The 18,041-nt window shown below is 62.4% G+C and carries 14 protein-coding genes; 13 read left to right on the forward strand and 1 reads right to left on the reverse strand.

Going from position 1 to position 18,041, the window contains the following annotated elements; translation table 11 throughout:
• Positions 1 to 314: 314 nt before the first annotated feature.
• On the forward strand, positions 315 to 5,822 hold the full coding sequence (locus RM96_RS02205; RefSeq protein ID WP_039007181.1) for a trifunctional serine/threonine-protein kinase/ATP-binding protein/sensor histidine kinase: 5,508 nt from the start codon (positions 315 to 317) through the stop codon (positions 5,820 to 5,822).
• 34 nt (positions 5,823 to 5,856) lie between these two features.
• Here the strand turns inward: RM96_RS02205 and RM96_RS02210 are convergent, their stop codons facing one another.
• Complete coding sequence (locus RM96_RS02210; RefSeq protein ID WP_052279281.1) at positions 5,857 to 6,465, reverse strand: response regulator transcription factor; 609 nt, start codon at positions 6,463 to 6,465, stop codon at positions 5,857 to 5,859.
• Between the two features lie 514 nt (positions 6,466 to 6,979).
• On the opposite strand from RM96_RS02210, the gene RM96_RS02215 reads away from it, so the two are divergent.
• From RM96_RS02215 to RM96_RS02260, 12 genes are all read left to right on the forward strand, one after another.
• Positions 6,980 to 7,666: a hydrolase gene (locus tag RM96_RS02215; RefSeq protein ID WP_013951984.1), complete on the forward strand. Its 687-nt coding sequence runs from the start codon at positions 6,980 to 6,982 to the stop codon at positions 7,664 to 7,666.
• 117 nt (positions 7,667 to 7,783) lie between these two features.
• Entirely contained in the window at positions 7,784 to 8,773 is a 990-nt protein-coding gene (locus RM96_RS02220; protein ID WP_052279271.1) for an alpha/beta fold hydrolase, read from the forward strand.
• A 6-nt stretch (positions 8,774 to 8,779) separates the two neighbouring features.
• A complete protein-coding gene (locus RM96_RS02225) occupies positions 8,780 to 10,726 on the forward strand; it encodes an amidohydrolase (protein ID WP_039007187.1) in 1,947 nt (648 codons plus the stop codon).
• A 28-nt stretch (positions 10,727 to 10,754) separates the two neighbouring features.
• Positions 10,755 to 11,189, forward strand: coding sequence for a DoxX family protein (locus RM96_RS02230; RefSeq protein WP_039007189.1), 435 nt, complete (start codon positions 10,755 to 10,757; stop codon positions 11,187 to 11,189).
• Positions 11,186 to 12,799, forward strand: coding sequence for an MFS transporter (locus tag RM96_RS02235; protein ID WP_039007191.1), 1,614 nt, complete (start codon positions 11,186 to 11,188; stop codon positions 12,797 to 12,799). The genes RM96_RS02230 and RM96_RS02235 overlap by 4 nt, the downstream gene beginning before the upstream one ends.
• 37 nt (positions 12,800 to 12,836) lie before the next feature.
• Positions 12,837 to 13,130 (forward strand): XapX domain-containing protein, encoded by a 294-nt coding sequence (locus tag RM96_RS02240; RefSeq protein WP_013951979.1) that lies wholly within the window; start codon positions 12,837 to 12,839, stop codon positions 13,128 to 13,130.
• A 4-nt stretch (positions 13,131 to 13,134) separates the two neighbouring features.
• Positions 13,135 to 14,280, forward strand: a complete 1,146-nt coding sequence (locus tag RM96_RS02245; protein ID WP_238587041.1) for a porin — start codon at positions 13,135 to 13,137, stop codon at positions 14,278 to 14,280.
• 32 nt (positions 14,281 to 14,312) lie between these two features.
• Positions 14,313 to 15,041, forward strand: coding sequence for a YoaK family protein (locus RM96_RS02250; RefSeq protein ID WP_052279272.1), 729 nt, complete (start codon positions 14,313 to 14,315; stop codon positions 15,039 to 15,041).
• Between the two features lie 155 nt (positions 15,042 to 15,196).
• Complete coding sequence (locus RM96_RS02255; protein WP_238587043.1) at positions 15,197 to 15,499, forward strand: response regulator; 303 nt, start codon at positions 15,197 to 15,199, stop codon at positions 15,497 to 15,499.
• Positions 15,500 to 15,739: 240 nt separating this feature from the next.
• Positions 15,740 to 16,099 (forward strand): hypothetical protein, encoded by a 360-nt coding sequence (locus RM96_RS39220; RefSeq protein ID WP_193752373.1) that lies wholly within the window; start codon positions 15,740 to 15,742, stop codon positions 16,097 to 16,099.
• Between the two features lie 788 nt (positions 16,100 to 16,887).
• Positions 16,888 to 17,049 (forward strand): hypothetical protein, encoded by a 162-nt coding sequence (locus RM96_RS39225; RefSeq protein ID WP_193752374.1) that lies wholly within the window; start codon positions 16,888 to 16,890, stop codon positions 17,047 to 17,049.
• 65 nt (positions 17,050 to 17,114) lie between these two features.
• On the forward strand, positions 17,115 to 18,008 hold the full coding sequence (locus RM96_RS02260; protein ID WP_063925965.1) for an aKG-HExxH-type peptide beta-hydroxylase: 894 nt from the start codon (positions 17,115 to 17,117) through the stop codon (positions 18,006 to 18,008).
• The last annotated feature ends 33 nt before the right edge of the window (positions 18,009 to 18,041 follow it).

An 18,041-nucleotide genomic window follows, 5' to 3' on the forward strand; every position in this document is an offset into this window, starting at 1 on the left:
ACGAGCTTCGCTCGCCTACACGTTGCGCTGACGCTTGCCAATCGCGTGGAGCATTGCGGTGAGGCTGCGGGAGATGCGCAGGCTGGCCATCCCGATCCCCTTTGGCTATTGTGACTCCGGCTCCATAGCGTGCCGGATGGAAGATATAAGGCGCAAGGCAGACACGCGAACCGTTAAGGCCTGAACGTGGCAAAATTGCTCCGCTCGGCCCCCGTGACCCGCTCGCCGGTACGACAATTGCGCAGACATTTGTCCGACGCATCCAGTGCAGAAACACCAAAGGCGGTTACCGACTTGAGAGCGGAACACAGCAGATGAACTCATTGTTTTCGTTCGGCACTGAGACGGCCGTCGGCTTCCACGTCGCATGGGAGGACGGCGATCGCGTTGTCGGTCGAGGCTCGCGACTCGGCCCAGATGGCGAGCCGAAGGCTGTGCTGGCTGTGTGGCCCGCAGCCGAGCACCCGCTGCCCTCTAGCCTCGCTCGCCTCGCACACGAATACGGCTTGAAGGGCGAGCTGGACGGCAGTTGGGCGGTGCGGCCGCTAGAGCTTGTGCGGGAACATGGTCGGACTGTTTTGCTGCTTGAGGACCCCGGCGGCGAGCCGCTTGCCGGGCTACTGGGCGCCCCCATGGAGGTAGGCCGTTTCTTGCGCCTGGCCATCAGCATCACCGCGGCCCTGGACCAGTTCCACCAGCGGGGTCTTATACACAAGGATATCAAGCCGGCCCATATACTGGTGAACGATGCCGCTATCGAGGCGCGGCTCACGGGCTTCGGCATTGCCTCGCGCCAGTCGCGCGAGCGCCAGGCACTGGCGCCACCGGAAGAGATCGCCGGCACGCTGGCCTACATGGCCCCCGAGCAGACCGGACGCATGAACCGGCCAATCGACGCGCGGAGCGACCTCTATTCGCTCGGCGTCACGCTCTACCAAATGCTCACGGGCGTGCTACCGTTCGCCACCGACGACCCGATGGACCTGTTGCACAGCCATCTCGCCCGACAGCCAGCCCCGCCGGCGGAACGGGTACCGTCGATCCCGCCATTGCTTTCCGCCATGGTGATGAAGCTGCTTTCCAAGACGGCGGAGGAGCGCTACCAGACCGCAGCGGGGCTGGAGGCCGATCTACGGCGCAGTTTGGCCGCATGGGAAAGCCGGGGAAGCATTGACACCTTCCCGCTCGGCGAGCACGACCTGCCTGGTCGCCCGTTGATTCCGGAGCGGCTCTATGGACGGAAGCGCGAGATTGAGACCTTGCTCGCTGCCTTCGACAGGGTGGTGACCCAGGGCACGCCAGAGATTGTGCTGGTCTCCGGCTACGCCGGTATCGGGAAGACCTCGGCCGTGCTTGCGTTGCGCAGCGCACTGGCTCTCAGGAATGGCCTCTTTGCCTCGGGCAAGTTCGATCAGTACAAGCGAGACATCCCGTATGCGACATTGGCACAGGCTTTCCAGAATCTGGTCCGCCCACTACTGGGCAAGAGCGAGGCCGACTTGGCGCCCTGGCGCGCCGCACTGGCGGAGGCGCTGGGCCCGAATGGCGGCCTCATGGTGCCGCTCATACCCGAACTCGGGCTGATTCTGGGGCCGCAGGCGCCGGTTCCGGAGCTGCCGCCGCGCGACGAACAGCACCGATTCCAGATGGTTTTCCGGCGCCTGCTTGCCGTCTTTGCCCAACCCGCGCATCCGCTGGCACTCTTTCTCGACGACCTGCAGTGGCTGGACGCGGCAACACTTGATCTGCTCGAGTATCTGGCGACCCAGCCGGAGGTACGCCACGTGCTGCTTATCGGAGCCTATCGGAATGACGACGTCGGGCCCGGGCATCCGTTGCTACTGCGATTGCCGGCAATCCGCCAGGCCGGGGGGCGGGTAAATGACATCGCACTTTCCCCCCTTGCGTTCGACGATGTAAGCAGACTCATCGTCGATTCCTTGCATTGCGCACCTGGGGACGCCGCACCTCTGGCCCGCCTGGTGCAGGAGAAGACTGGCGGTAACCCATTTTTCGCCATCCAGTTCCTTACCGCCCTGACCGAAGAGGGACTGCTCGTTTTCGATCATCGTGGCGCGCGCTGGTCCTGGGACCTTGAGCAGATTCGGGCCAAGGGCTTCACCGACAATGTGGTCGATCTCATGCTCGCCAAGCTGAGGCGCCTTCCCGCGGCGACCCGTAACGCCCTGAAGCAGTTGGCGTGTCTCGGTAATGACGCGGCGATCGCTATCCTGGCCATGGTCCAGGATGCCAGCGAGGCGGAGCTGGACGCGGCGCTGTGGCCGGCGGTACGCGCCGGACTTGTGTTGCGTTTGGGAAATACCTACCGATTCCTGCACGATCGTATCCAGGAGGCGGCCTACGCCCTGATTCCTGAAGGCGCGCGGCCGGCAGCGCACCTCGCTATTGGCAGACGGCTCGCTGCGGGCACGCCGCCTGAGGCAATAGCTGAGCGTGTCTTCGAGATCGTCGGCCAGCTCAACCGTGGCGCCGACCTTATCACCGCGGCCGAGGAGCGGGAGCAAGTGGCTGAGCTGAATCTGCTCGCCGGCCAGCGCGCCAAGGCGTCCACGGCCTACGCCTCGGCGCTGACCTATCTCACCGCCGGTGCAGCGCTCGCGCAGGGGGACACCTGGAAGCGCCGGCCAAAGTTTGCTTTCGCGCTCGAGTTCCACCTCGCCGAATGCGAATTTCTGACCGGCGCGTCGGCCGCGGCGGAAGCGCGCCTGGCCGGGCTTGCGTGCCGTGCCGCCAGCCTCCCCGATCTGGCCTCCGTCACCCAGCTGTGGCTGGAGCTGTTTCTGGCCCTCGGCCAGCGCGAGCGCGCCGTCGAGGTGGGCCTCGACTACCTGTACCGGGCCGGCGTCCAGTGTTCGGCACACCCGACAGATGAGGAAGTTCTGCAGGAATACGATCGGATGTGGCGGCAACTTGGCGACCGCCCGATCGAGGCGCTGCTCGACCTGCCGATGATGACCAATGCGGTCGCGTGCGAGACAATGGATGTCCTGACCGCGCTAATGCTGCCGGCCTGGTACACCGACGTGAACCTGGGCTCCCTCATCATCGGACGGATGGCAAACCTCAGCCTCGAGCATGGCAACAGCGACGCGTCGTGCCTCGCCTATACCTGGCTCGGCATGCTCCTGGGGCCTCGGTCCGGCGACTACAAGGCGGCATTCCGCTTCGGCCAGCTCGGCCTGAACCTGGTCGAGCAGCGCGGGCTGGACCGCTTCAGGGCCCGCGTCTACCAGGCTTTCGGCGGCCACGTGATGCAATGGACGCAACCCATCCGTGCCGCGCGCAGCCTGGTGCGGCGCGCTTTCGACGTGGCCGGCAAGCTTGGTGACCTTACCTACGCGTCCTTCGCGCGCAACAACCTCATTACGCAGTTGCTCGCCTGCGGCGATCCGCTTGCCGAGGTGCAGAACGAAGCCGAGGCCACGATCGGCTTCGCGCGCCGGGCGAGGTTCGGTCTCGCCGTCGACCGGGTTACCCCCCAGCTCCAGCTAGCGCGAACTCTGCGCGGCCTGACCCCGGTCTTCGGCGTCTTCGATGATGATGATTTCAACGAGGAACAGTTTGAGCGGTATCTGGACGAGGCTCCGGGCCCCGCCCTCGCCACCTGCTGGTACTGGATCAGAAAACTCCAGGCGCGCTTCCTCGCCGACGACCACGCAGCCGCCATTACGGCGGCGGACAGGGCAGAACGTCTCCTCTGGACATCTCCATCGTTCTTCGAGCAGGCGGAATACCACTTCTACGCCGCGCTGGCGCGGGCCGCATGCTGCGGCACGGCTGCCGCGCCAGAACGGGCCCAGCACCTGGAGGCATTGGCCGCCCATCATCGCCAGCTCCTTGTCTGGTCCGAGCATTGTCCGGCGAATTTCGAGAACAGAGCCGCATTGGTTGGCGCGGAAATCGCCCGCCTGGATGGGCGCGAAGTTGATGCAATGGGCCTCTACGAGCAGGCCATCCGCTCGGCACAGGACAATGATTTCATCCATAACCAGGCGCTCGCCAACGAGTTGGCCGCGCGGTTCTATGCCGGCCGTGGCTTCGAGAAGGTTGCACGCGTGTATTTGCAGGACGCTCGCCACAGCTATCTCCGCTGGGGCGCCGATGCCAAGGTGCGGCAACTCGATGCGCTGTATCCGCACCTCTGGGGGGAAGAGCGAGCACCCGCACCCACGACGACGATCGGGGCGCCGGTCGAACACCTGGACCTCGCCACCGTGATTGCCGTGTCGCAAGCTGTGTCCGGCGAGATCGTCCTGGACAAGTTACTCGACACACTCATGCGCACCGCGATTGAACAGGCCGGCGCGGAACGGGGACTGCTGATCCTGCCCCGAGGGGCCGAGCAGCGCATTGCAGCAGAGGCTACGACCGGTGGCAATACTGTCACGGTGCAGCTCCGCGACGAGAGCGTGACGGCGACTGCGCTGCCGGTATCGATGCTCCACTATGTCTTGCGCACCCGCGAGAACATCATTCTCGACAATGCCGCGACGCAGAACCCGTTTTCCGCCGATCCGTACATTCTGCAGCATCATGCCCGATCGATTCTCTGCCTGCCATTGCTCACACAGGCCAAGCTCATCGGGGTGCTCTACCTCGAGAACAACCTCTCGCCACGCGTCTTCGCGCCGAGCCGAACCGCCGTGTTGAAGATGCTCGCCTCGCAGGCCGCGATCGCCCTGGAGATTACTTGTTTGTATCGGGATCTCGCACAACGCGAAGCGAAGATCCAGCGCCTGGTTGAGGCCAACATCATCGGGATCTGCATCTGGCACCTGGACGGCCGAATCCTCGAGGCCAATGACGCGTTCCTCCGCATGCTGGGCTACGACCGCGAGGACCTCGCCTCGACCCCCTTGCGCTGGACGGACCTGACGCCCCCGGACTGGCGCGAGCGTGACGCACGGTTGCTCCAGGACCTTCGGATCAGCGGGACCTTGCCGCCGTTCGAAAAAGAGTTCTTCCGCAAGGATGGAAGCCGCGTGCTCGTCCTGCTAGGGTGCGCGACATTCGAAGAGGGTGGGGACCAAGGTGTCTCCTACATACTTGATCTAACCGAGCGCAAGCGCGCCGAGGAGGCGCTGCACCAGGCACAGGCCGAACTGGCACACGTGACCCGCGTGACGACGTTGAACGCGCTGACCGCCTCGATCGCTCACGAGGTCAACCAGCCGTTGGCCGCCATCATCACCAACGCCAATGCGGCCCTGCGCTGGCTCGCTCGCCAGCCGCCCGATCTCACCGAGGTGCGCGAGACGTTGGGGCGCATCGTTCAGGATGGTCATCGGGCTGGCGCAGTGATTGGAGGCATGCGTGCGCTGCTTAAGAAGACGACCGCCGTCACGGGGCGCCTCGACATGAACACCCTTATCGAAGACACGATTGCCCTCATCCGGGGAGAGGTAGGCCGCCATCAAGTCCTGCTCCGGATGGCGTTGGCGCCTGACCTGCCGCCCGTTGTGGGTGACCGGGTGCACTTGCAGCAGGTGCTCCTGAACCTGATGATGAATAGCATCGAGGCAATGAAAGAGGTGGCAGAGCGGCCGCGGGAACTGCTGATTCGGTCGCGCCTCGACGCATCTGGGGCTGTGCTGGTTGCCGTTCAGGATGCTGGCATCGGGCTGCAGCCGCAAGATCTGGAGCGGGTTTTCCAGACTTTCTTCACTACCAAGGCGGAGGGTCTGGGCATGGGCCTGGCGATCTGCCGGTTGATCATCGAGGCACATGGAGGGCGGCTGTGGGCGAGTCCCAATGTGCCTTGCGGGGCTGTGTTTCAGTTCACTCTGCCACCTCGGGACTAGATGCCTCTCGCCGACGGCCCAAGGCTGCAAGGACTCAAAGCGGCGACTCGCAAATGCCGAGTTGCTGCGCCATCAATACAAGCTCGGCAAAAGTGCGCGCCTTCATCTTGCGCATGGCCTGGCCGCGATGAATTTTCACGGTGACCTCGCTGATACTTAGCTCGCTGGCGATCTGCTTGTTCAGCAGACCGACCACCACCATGCGCATGACCTCGGCCTCACGCGGCGTCAGGCTCTGGTAGTTGGCTCTCAGTTCATCCAGCTTACGCATGCCATGGCGGCGATGCCGATCCTTTTGCAAGGCGGCCGCCACGGCATCGAGCAGGTCCTGCTCGCGGAATGGCTTCGCCAGAAAATCCTCAGCACCAGCCTTCATAGCGGCAACGGTCATGGGGATGTCGCCGTAACCAGTCATAAAAATGATTGGGACCTGAATGCCCATTTGGGACAGCCGAGTCTGCAGGTCCAGGCCACTCTGCCCGCGGAGCCTGACATCGAGCAGAAGGCAAGTGGGCGCGTCCGGGAACGCGAATGCTAGCAGTTCGGCAGCGGATGCGAACAGTGCGACGCGCATCCCGACTGATCGGAAGAGGTTCTCCAACGCGCCGCGAAGCATCGCGTCGTCATCAACGATTAGCACCATCGCTTCATCACTCGCACTGGTGTCCGCGGTTACGAAGCTGTTGATTGTCACAGTCTATCTCCAGCGCACCCATCGGTGCGCGAGGTTTGGGCAGGCCCACTCCCGCCGCCATCACCCCGCAAAACTATTCATTACATCACAAGACCGGGATCATCGACTACTTATACCATGGGATTAGTTCAGCGTGACAGTTGGCGGCTGGCCCAGCCGGCCAATTTGCAGGCTAACGCACATCGAACTCGCACGCAGCCCCAATGCCTTCCTAAGGGTTGGGGAAGCCACTCCCTTTTTCCTGTAGCACAGCCTGGCGGCGTCGCGATGAAACCAAGGCCGCGGACGGATAATACGAATCGACAATAGCGACGGCCGACAGCGCCGACTATTCTTCCCTCCGGTTGCGTTCCGGACACAACGCCGGTCGCGGCCCTTATGCCAAGCCGCCCCGACGCGGCTCTGCCCCGGCGGTGATGCCACGGCCGCCTCACTCTCCCCCCCCCCAAACAGGAGCAACGCAATGTCAAACCCCAAGCTTGAAGTCCTCACCCCGCAGAACAGCCAGCTGATTTTCATCGACCATCAGCCGCAGATGGCTTTCGGCGTCCAGTCGATGGACCGCCAGGCGATGAAGAACAACGTCGTCGGCCTGGCCAAGGCGGCAAAGATCTTCAATATTCCGACGACGATCACCACCGTCGAGAGCGAGTCGTTCTCGGGCTTCACCTATCCGGAACTGCTCGACGTGTTCCCGGACCAGAAGACGCTGGAGCGCACCTCGATGAACTCGTGGGACGACCAGAAGGTGCGCGATGCGCTCAAGGCCAACGGCCGCAACAAGGTGATCGTGGCCGGCCTGTGGACCGAGGTCTGCAACACCACTTTCGCGCTGTGCGCCATGCTCGAAGGCAACTACGAGATCTACATGGTCGCCGACGCTTCGGGCGGCACCAGCAAGGAAGCCCACGACTACGCCATGCAACGCATGGTCCAGGCCGGCGCGGTGCCGGTGACCTGGCAGCAGGTGCTGCTCGAATGGCAACGCGACTGGGCCCACCGCGACACCTATGACGCCGTAATGAAGCTGGTGAAGGAACACTCGGGCGCCTATGGCATGGGTGTCGACTACGCCTACACGATGGTCCACAAGGCCGCCCAGCGCACGGCTACGGGGCACGAATCCATCGCCCCGGTGCCCGCACGCTAAACGGCTGATCAAGAAGAAGCTAGTCATCGGCCTACGCACGATTTCCGCGCATAGGCCGATGCAACCAGCGATCTCATTCATCCAGGATTCCGAGCCAACTTTCAGCCAGCCCTAATCATGCAAATAGAACACACCCGGGAACAAGGCCACAACATCGATGCATCGCGCCGGCAACTGCTGGTAGGTAGCACTGTTGGCGCCGCGGCCGTATCGGTGGCGTCGCTTGCCGCACTGACGTCCACGGCCGCGGAAGCCGCGCCCGCCAGCAGCCGCGCCGCGAAGCAGGGCCACTATGTCACGACCAAAGACGGCACGCGCATCTTCTACAAGGACTGGGGCACGGGCAGCCCGGTGGTGTTCTCGCACGGCTGGCCGCTCAATGCCGACGCCTGGGACGCCCAGATGCTGTACCTGGTGCAGAAGGGCTTTCGCGTGATCGCCCATGACCGGCGCGGCCATGGCCGTTCGGACCAGCCCGCGCAGGGCAACAACATGGACACCTACGCCGACGACCTGGCCGCGCTGCTGGACGCCCTCGACCTCAAGGGCGCGACGCTGGTCGGCCACTCCACCGGCGGCGGCGAAGTGGCGCACTACATCGGCCGTCATGGCACGAAGCGCGTGGCCAAGGCGGTGCTGATTGGCGCGGTGCCGCCTATCATGCTCAAGACCGCGGCCAATCCGAACGGCCTGCCGATGGAAGTGTTCGACGGCATCCGCAAGGGCGTGGCGGAAAACCGATCGCAATTCTACAAGGACCTGACCACGCCGTTCTTCGGCTTCAACCGGCCCGGCGCCAAGGTTTCGCAAGGCACCATCGATGCGTTCTGGGCACAGGGCATGACCGGTGGCCTCCTGGGCCAGTACGCCTGCATCAAGGAGTTCTCGGAAGTGGATTACACCGGGGATCTGAAGAAAATCACCGTGCCAACGCTGATCCTGCATGGTGACGACGACCAGATCGTGCCCATCGACAATTCGGCCCGCCTGTCGGCCAAGATCGTCAAGAACGCCACGCTCAAGGTATATCCGGGTGCGTCGCACGGCATGTGCGTGATCAACGCCGACCAGGTCAATGCCGACCTGCTGGCCTTCCTGAACGCATAAGCCGAGATGTCCATTACCCGCCGGCACTTCATCGCCTCGGCTGCCGCCCTCGATGCGGCAGCCTCTTCGGAACTATTCGCCATGTCACCGAACCCGACTCCCGACCTCATTCTCGTCAACGGCAAGTTCGCCACGCTCGACCGTGCCAATCCGCAGGCCGACGCCGTGGCCATCCAGGACGGCCGCTTCGTCGGGGTGGGTACGCGCCAGGACATCATGAAGCTGGCGGGAACGCAGACCAGGGTGATCGACCTGAATGGCCGGCGGGCCATTCCCGGGCTGATCGACAGCCACATGCACATCATCCGCGGCGGCCTGAACTACAACATGGAGCTGCGCTGGGACGGCGTGCGCTCGCTGGCGGACGCCATGCGCATGCTCAGGGACCAGGTCGCCCGCACGCCCGCCCCGCAATGGGTACGCGTGGTGGGCGGCTTTACCGAGCACCAGTTCGCCGAAAAGCGCCTGCCGACCATCGAGGAACTGAACGCGGTAGCGCCCGATACCCCGGTGTTCATCCTGCACCTGTATGACCGCGCGATCCTGAACGGCGCGGCGCTGCGCGCGGTGGGCTATACCAAGGACGCGCCAAATCCGCCGGGCGGCGAGATCGTGCACGACAAGGCTGGCAATCCCACCGGCCTGCTGCTGGCCAAGCCGAACGCGACGATTCTCTATGCGACGCTCGCCAAGGGGCCGAAGCTGCCGCCCGAATACCAGAAGAACTCGACGCGCCACTTCATGCGCGAGGTGAACCGCCTGGGCGTGACCGGCGTGATCGACGCCGGCGGCGGCTACCAGAACTACCCCGAGGACTACAACATCATCGAGGAGCTGCACAAGGAAGGCCACCTCACGGTGCGCCTGGCCTACAACCTGTTCACGCAGAAGCCCAAGGAAGAGCTGAGCGACTTCAAGACCTGGACGTCGACCGTGAAACCAGGCCAGGGCGATGACCTCTATCGCCACAATGGCGCCGGCGAAATGCTGGTCTACACGGCGGCCGACTTCGAGGACTTCCGTGTCGAGCGCCCCGACATGGCACCGTCGATGGAAGCCGATCTGGAGCCGGTTATCCGCCTGCTGGCCGAAAAGCGCTGGCCGTGGCGCCTGCATGCGACCTATGACCAGACCATCACGCGCGCGCTCGACGTCTACGAGAAGGTCGCCAAGGACATCCCGTTCAACGGCCTGAACTGGTTCTTCGACCACGCCGAGACGATTTCCGACCGCAATATCGACCGCATCGCCGCGCTCGGTGGCGGCATCGCGGTGCAGCACCGCATGGCCTACCAGGGCGAGTACTTTGTCGAGCGCTATGGCGCACGCGCTGCCGAGGCCACGCCGCCGGTCAAGAAGATGTTGGAAAGAGGCGTGAAGGTCGGCGCCGGCACCGACGCCACACGCGTCGCCTCGTACAACCCGTGGGTCTCGCTGTACTGGCTGACCACGGGCAAGACCGTCGGCGGCATGTCGATGTATCCACAGGCCAACCTGCTCGATCGCGAAACGGCGCTGCGCCTGTGGACCGAAGCCAACACCTGGTTCTCGTCCGAAGAGGGCAAGAAGGGCCAGATCAAGGTGGGCCAGCTGGCCGACCTGGCCGTGTTGTCGGCCGACTACTACTCGGTGCCGGGCGACGACATCCAGGACATCACATCGGTGCTGACCGTGCTCGGCGGCAAGGTGGTCTATGGCGACAGCGAATTCGGCAAGCATTCGCCCGACATCCCGCCCGCGATGCCCGACTGGTCACCGGCCCGCCACGGCAGCCAGTACCAGCCGCGCCCGCAGGCCCAGGCGCGCACACTGGCGCTGAACACCGCGTGCGGCTGCGCCAGTTCGTGCGGCGTGCATGGCCATGCGCATGCCAAGGCGTGGACCTCGAGCGTGCCGACGTCGGACGAAAGCACGTTCTGGGGCGCGCTGGGCTGCTCGTGCTGGGCATTCTGATCCACGTTGACCACATCGGAGAGCGGCCATGACCATCTCGACGCCCCCACTAGCCACGGCCGGCAACAACACGCACCGGCTGCCTGGCTGGCTGCGCTGGATCGCCCTGCTGTTGCTGTGCGCTGCCTACCTGCAGGGCGGATTGGTCAAGCTGTTCGACTTCTCCAGCGCAGTGACGGAGATGCAGCACTTCGGCCTGTCGCCCGCCGTGCCGCTGGCTGCGGCGACGATTGCGCTGGAGCTTGGTGCGTCGGCAATGATCCTGACCGGCTTCTGGCGCTGGCTAGGCGCACTGGCGCTGGCGGCGTTCACGCTGATGGCCACGTTCCTGGCCAACCGGTTTTGGAGCGCACCGCCCGAGGCGCAGTTCATGATGGCTAACGCGTTCTTCGAACATCTGGGCCTGGTGGGTGGGTTCCTGCTCGTGGCGTGGGATGACCTTCGCACGCGGAGACAACCATGACGCAATCTGGCATCTCGGCGGCCAAGCCTGCATCGGGAGGCACGTTTGCCCCGCTGGCCCAACCCACGTTTGCGGTACTGTGGGTGGCCACGATCCTCGGTAACATCGGCAGCTTCATGCGGGATGTGGCCAGCGCATGGCTGGCAACCGATCTTTCCACTTCACCGGCAGCGGTCGCCACGATCCAGGCGGCTGCCACGCTGCCCGTCTTCCTGCTTGCGATTCCGGCGGGTGTGCTCTCCGACATCCTCGACCGGCGCCGCTTCCTGATTGTGATCCAGATCGGACTGGCCATGGTCAGCGGCACGCTGATGCTGCTGGCGTGGCGCCAGGCGCTGACGATCGAAATCCTGATTGCACTGGCGTTCGTCGGCGGTGTAGGTGCGGCGATGATGGGGCCGACGTGGCAGTCGATCGTGCCCGAGCTCGTGCCGCCGAGCACGCTGCGACAGGCCGTGGCACTGAACTCGCTGGGCGTGAACGTCGCCCGTGCGATTGGACCGGCTACCGGGGGTCTGCTGCTCGCGGCATTCGGCGCGGCTGCCACGTATAGCGCAGACCTGCTCAGCTATGTGTTCGTCATCGCTGCGTTGATCTGGTGGAAGCGTCCCGAACAACCAAGCGATCCGCTGCGCGAGCACTTCTTCAGCGCTTTCCGAGCCGGCTTACGCTTCACGCGCGCGCACAGCAAGCTGCACGTAGTATTGGCGCGCGCCGCCGTGCATTTTGCCTTCGGCAGCGGCGTATGGGCGTTGTTGCCGCTGGTAGCCCGTCAGCTGTTGCATGGCGGTGCCAGCCTCTATGGTGTGTTGCTGGGCGCAGTGGGCGCTGGCGCGATCCTTGGCGCGCTGACGATGTCCAGGCTGCAGCAGCGGCTCGATGCAGACGGCATGGTGCTGTTGTCCGCGATCGTCACGGCCGTCGTCATGGCGGCGCTGTCGAGCGCACCACCCATATGGCTGGCATTGCCGCTGCTATTGCTGCTTGGCGCGGCATGGATCATGGCGCTGACCACGCTCGGCGGCGCGGCGCAGGCGATCCTGCCGAACTGGGTGCGCGGCCGCGCACTGGCGGTCTACCAGATGGTGTTCAACGGCGCGCTGGCCGGTGGCAGCCTGGTCTGGGGCTTCGTGGCGCAGGCATTGGGCACGCCGCACGCGTTGCTGATTGCCGCGGCGGGACTGGTCGCTACCGCGCTGATCCTGCACCGTATGCGGCTGCCGCGCGGCGAAGAAGACCTCGGTCCCGCACGTCACTGGCCCGAACCCGAGACGGCCGGCGAGATCGCGCACGACCGTGGTCCGGTGATGATCCTGATCGAATATTGCATCCCGCCCGCCAACCGCGATGCGTTCCTGCATGCGGTGCACAAGCTGTCGGAAGAGCGTTTGCGTGACGGCGCGTTCAGCTGGGGCGTGATGGAAGACCCGGCCAACCCCGAACTACTGACCGAGTGGTTCCTGGTCGAGTCGTGGGCCGAGCACCTGCGCCAGCATCAGCGCGTGCCGCACGCCGATGCCGATGTGCAGCGCGACGTGGCCAGCTACCACGTGGGCGCCGAGCCGCCCCACGTGCGACACCTGCTCGGCCTTGGCCTGCCGCCGGCGTAACCTCGCACCGATTTCCCCCTCTCCAACCTTGTGTCATATGAAGCTCTATCTCATCTCCCTTGGCGCCGGCATCCTGGTCGGCATCATCTATGCACTGATGCAGGTCCGCTCGCCTGCGCCGCCCGCAATTGCTTTGATCGGGCTGCTGGGCATGCTGATTGGCGAGCAGGTTGTGCCGCCGGTCAAACGCATGCTGGCGGGCGAGCCCGTCACCATTGCATGGTTCCGCGGCGAATGCGTCCCGAAGATTACGGGTACCCCGCCCAATGCGGACACGGCCGTAGAACCGTCGGCATCCCTCCCCGCGCGTAGCAAAGAAGGGAACCAATAGCAGCATGAGTCGTTCCCGAAAGCAGCCCGAAGCACCTACCAGCTGTACTAACGCAATCGCGCCCCGGCGCATTCACATCGCCCTGGCAGCGTCTTTGTCCGCTGCCGCGGCACCTGCCGTGGCGGACAACAACGTAGCGATCTATGGCCGGCTGAACACAGCAATCGAGTTTGTGACCGTGACCACCGCAACCGACGGCACCAGATCAGGCAATACGGCGCGCCTCACGAATAACCGCTCCGTGTTCGGCATGCGGGGCGAGGAGCCGTTAGCCAATGGAATCAAGGCGATCTGGCAAATCGAAAGCGCCCTGTCGATTGACAACGGCACGGGGCAAATCGCCGCGCGAGATACCCGGCTCGGCCTTCAGAGCCCGTACGGCACCCTCTTCATGGGCAACTGGGACACGCCATACACAAGTGCAACCAAGAGCTACGACCCGTATTACCCCACCACCGCGGGTTACATGGCGCTGATAGGCAATGGCGCTGCGTCTACCAGCGACAATGTCCAGAACACCAGCTCATTTGATCGACGGCAGAAGAACTCGTTGCACTACCAGTCGACGTGGCACGGCTTGAGCGGCGCCATTGCCTGGGGATTGCCGGAAGAAAAGACAACGGTGCCGCGCAATCCCGCGCTGTATTCCTTTGCCACCGCCTATGACTATGGCAACCTGAACCTGACGCTTGCCTATGAAATCCACCAGCACTATCAGACCAGCGGACGCAACGACGACGCAATGAAGGCTGGAGTTTCCTACCAGTTCCCATCGACGCGCATCGGTGCCCTGTATGAACGTCTGCACTATCGTACCGCCACTGGAGACCTTACGCGCAATGGCTACTATGTCTCGCTGATACAGCAGCTTGGCACCGGTAGCATACGCGCCGGCTTCGCCTTTGTCGGCAATGGCACCGGCACGGCTACGGAAACGATTGGATCCGTCCGCAGTGGTTCGGAAACCGGCGCATTTCAGGTAACGGTCGGCTATGACTATCCCCTTTCCAAACGAACCGCGCTATACGCTTACTACAGCTGCATCAACAACCGCAGCAACGCGAGCTATGACTTCGCCATCAACAACATCGGCATCAAGGCTGGCGCCGACCCGCAGACGTTCGCCATTGCGATGCGGCACAGCTTCTGACCGTCAGCCGACCAATCTTCGTGGAGACCGCATTGACACCCGCACAGCTTCCTGACACGGGCCGCCGCGCTGATCTTTCGGGACCGGCGTTCGGCTGCATCCTGGCCTTCGTCGCAGGCTATATAGACGTGGTCGGGTTCATTTCACTATTCGGCCTATTTACGGCACACGTGACAGGAAACTTCGTGATGATCGGCGTCGACATCACCAGTGATTCGACAGGCCTGCTCGCCAAACTGCTTGCGCTGCCGACTTTTGCCTTGGCGGTTGCGGCCGCCAGACTGACCGAGTCACGCATCGTACGGGACAAACAATCGGCACCCTCGCTGTTGCTATTTGCCGAGGCCGCGGCGCTGGTTCTCTTCATAATTGCCGGGGTCCACGCCTCCCCCATTTCCGATCCAAGTACGCCTGCAGCCGTCGGCGCCGGCATGCTTGCCGTAGTGGCCATGGGTATTCAGAACTCACTGTCCCGGACGTCCTTGTCAGACCTCGGCCCCACTACGATCATGACGGGAAATACCACGCAAATTATCATTGACCTGGTGGACCTGCCATCCGCATCTGAGGTGGAACGCAAAGCCATACGCGCTCGGCTCAAGAAAATGGTACCGGCTCTCGCGGGTTTCGCATCGGGCGCCGCTCTCGGTGCACTTGGCTATTCGATGCTTTCGATCTGGTGTGTAGTACTGCCAGCCATATTGCTGACGGCGCTCAGTTTCCTGACTTGGCGCAACGGCGCGAACAGCCTGCAGAAGTGAATTGGCAGCGGCGTTGCTCCTCCAGCAGAGCATTACCAGCGCTCAACGCGTATACAAGGAGTCAGTGTGATAGCTCGCCCCACGATCGCAATAGTTGACGACGATGTCGCCGTCCGAAATGCCATGGGGGGCTGCTGCGTTCGCTCGATCTTGGCGTGCAATTGTTCGGAGGCGGTCAAGAGCTGCTGTGGTGCGCTTCGCTGCCTTGCCTGTCGTGCGTGATCACAGACGCGCAAATGCCCGGCATGGACGGCTTGGCTTTGATAGAGGCCCTGCGCGCACGCAATCTCGATATGCCTGTCATTTTCATGACTGCATTTGCGCATGAGGGATTCGATCAGCGTGCCATGGCATTGGGTGCGACGTGCGTCCTTTACAAGCCCTTCCAGGACACAGACATGATCCAATGCATTGAAAAAGCGTTACGTCCTCGCAAGACCGACTCTCCTCCATCGTGAGTGTGTCGTGCAGTGGATCGATGAGACGTCCTGACATGACGTTCGTCCTGCACGCTGCCCGATGTCGGCCCTACGCTCTGGTTGCGGTTCTAAGCTTTCGAGGCTGCAGCCGGATGGCAGGCTGCTCATCAGCTTCGGACTCAGAGGGAAGCCGCACGAGACCGAGAGTTTGCGCAAGAAGCACCAGATCGGCGAAACTCCGAGCCGTCATTTTTTGGCATTGCGTGGCATCGATGAACTTTGACAGTCACCACGCTGATGCACGTGGCGGCGGCAATCTCCTTGTTTGTCAAACGGATGTGGCATGCGCCATCACTCCGTGACGGCATCGGTGGCGAGTCGCATGGCCAGGTAGTCATGATCGTCGCGCCAAGCCAGACACGACCGGGCGACCTTGCGCTACCGAAAATGCCATTGGCGCTGGCAGCTCGAAAAGCGCCCGCCTTCCTGCAGGCGAAAAAAAGCCCGCAGAATTGCGGGCTTCGATCACTCACTGCCTGTCACTGCCAGGTGGTGCCAGAAAATGCACCAAAATACGGCTCACTCCCATTCCATCATCAACGGGCCGCCCTAAGCCGCGTGGTTAAAGAGATTGCCTGACATCGACTTCGGGCCTTACCGTCGCTTTCACCGTCAACCGCGCAGAGCATTTGTTGGCGCGGGAGATGGAGCGATCTGCGGGGCGACGACTCTGGCGACACCATTGTCAATCAACTCAAAGAATACAGAAAGTCAAGCGCCCTGCCCGCGTTCCGCCAGCCAAGATGCTTACTCACGCCGATCCTACTAGCGTCTCGATTCCGGTGGCCACGCTCTCCCGCCGCAAGGCTGGCCGGCCTCATTCTGAGTCCCCTCCACTAGCCGGAGATCCAGCCCAGGCTCTTGCGTCAGCGTTTCAACGCTCGGCAGGCTCTCCTGCGGCTCGACCGAGAGTACCGCAAGCACCTGCTACTGGGCTACGCCGATTGGAGAAACGAGTTATGTGTTTCGACCGGGCTGCCTCTAAGTCCCGCTCGACGTGTCGGTACACAGGCTCAAAAAATCGAAGACATCAGGATCCTCGAGTGTGGCCCGCGCCAAATGAAACTGCGGCGACGGCAACTGGGCAGCAGTTGTTTGGTGCCTGCGCCGCCCGGTCTATCAAGCGGTTGCCGATCTGCACCAAGCGTATTGAGGTACCAGCCTTGCACTAGTTCCTGCTGCGTATAACACCGTTTTTGGGTTACTCAAGACGATTTTATTCGCAAATCTTCATCACGTAAATTCAGATCTAAATTCGAACTATTAAGACATAACAGGAATGAATATCCATGGAACGCTCGCGGGGAGCATTCCGTCAAAATCGTAGGATCCACGAATCGTGGTGGCTTCACTTCAAAGGAGCATGTATGCAACCGAATGATTTCGATCTTATTGTTATGTCCTCCGCATCCGATCTCACAGAGAAGGACGTGCATGTCGCTGCAACGGAGGTTGATCGCCAGTTGGATGGCCGCGCTTGGAACATGAATCAACCTCTGAACATGATCGCTTACGAGGATCAGGCCTAAGCTGATGCATACCGCCCCCTTCTTTGCGGGGCGGTGGGACTCATCACCAAAGAAGGATGACGGACATGATCCTGCAATTTGGAGTTCATGCGCAGATTGATAATCTTGTCACGCTGATCGGTTCCCGGAACCTCGCGGAGGCGCGCTCTCTTGCCACGATCAGTCAAGTACAGTCTGAATATCGGGCATTTATTGAACACTTGCAGAGGCGCGTTCCAAGCGGGAAGCCAGGCGTCGTGGGTTTCGTGACGGACTTCGAAACGGCAAAGCGCCTGCGGTCGCTATTTGTGAATGATTCTCTCATCGACGACAAAGCACAAGCGGAAGTAATCGCAGAAGGCAGAGAGCCTGATATAGCCGTCAAGCAACAGCTGATCACGCGCGCACTGGCAGAACTAAGCCTGTACTCAAGAGATCACCGTGTACTCTTTGATACGGTCATTACGGATATCCTTATCCTCCCTTCGAAAGTAGCTAGAGCCGGCTCAACCTCACAGGCTATCGGTGTGATATGGGCCAATCCGCGCATTGACTATACGTTGCACGATGTCATTGAACTATTGGTACACGAACTCACGCACCACGCCATGTTCATCGACGAGATTCGTTATTCGCACTATGACTATGGCTCGATCGTCGACACGAGCACGTGGGCTCGGTCGGCGATTCTCAATGTTCCTCGGCCACTCGACAAAGTTTTACACAGCGTCGTGGTAGCGACCGAGATCCTGCTGTTGCGCGAACAGTGTCTCGGTCATCCAATACGTCCTGCTGTCCATCCCCCGACGCAGGTCATGATCTGCCAACTCTTGGACGCTCTGTCGTCCATGGAGGAAATACTGAACAAGTTGTCCGACCATCGCGCAGTCTTCTCGGCTCGAGCGTGGAAGGTACTCGAAAATGTCAAGCGGCAGGCCCTCATACTGAGGAGGAACCACCGGCCCGCCAGCATCCATTGATAATCATATGACGGCGCATGTTGAGAGGGGGAA

It is taken from the genome of Cupriavidus sp. IDO (assembly GCF_000812465.1).
In the GTDB taxonomy this organism is placed as follows: domain Bacteria; phylum Pseudomonadota; class Gammaproteobacteria; order Burkholderiales; family Burkholderiaceae; genus Cupriavidus.

Coding starts and splice junctions, on each gene's coding strand:
- RM96_RS02245 (WP_238587041.1), top strand. CDS start 13,135: ATGAGTCGTTCCCGAAAGCAGCCCGAAGCACCTACCAGCTGTACTAAC.
- RM96_RS02225 (WP_039007187.1), top strand. CDS start 8,780: ATGTCCATTACCCGCCGGCACTTCATCGCCTCGGCTGCCGCCCTCGAT.
- RM96_RS39225 (WP_193752374.1), top strand. CDS start 16,888: ATGCAACCGAATGATTTCGATCTTATTGTTATGTCCTCCGCATCCGAT.
- RM96_RS02205 (WP_039007181.1), top strand. CDS start 315: ATGAACTCATTGTTTTCGTTCGGCACTGAGACGGCCGTCGGCTTCCAC.
- RM96_RS02220 (WP_052279271.1), top strand. CDS start 7,784: ATGCAAATAGAACACACCCGGGAACAAGGCCACAACATCGATGCATCG.
- RM96_RS02260 (WP_063925965.1), top strand. CDS start 17,115: ATGATCCTGCAATTTGGAGTTCATGCGCAGATTGATAATCTTGTCACG.
- RM96_RS02240 (WP_013951979.1), top strand. CDS start 12,837: ATGAAGCTCTATCTCATCTCCCTTGGCGCCGGCATCCTGGTCGGCATC.
- RM96_RS02210 (WP_052279281.1), bottom strand. CDS start 6,465: ATGGTGCTAATCGTTGATGACGACGCGATGCTTCGCGGCGCGTTGGAG.
- RM96_RS02235 (WP_039007191.1), top strand. CDS start 11,186: ATGACGCAATCTGGCATCTCGGCGGCCAAGCCTGCATCGGGAGGCACG.
- RM96_RS02215 (WP_013951984.1), top strand. CDS start 6,980: ATGTCAAACCCCAAGCTTGAAGTCCTCACCCCGCAGAACAGCCAGCTG.
- RM96_RS02230 (WP_039007189.1), top strand. CDS start 10,755: ATGACCATCTCGACGCCCCCACTAGCCACGGCCGGCAACAACACGCAC.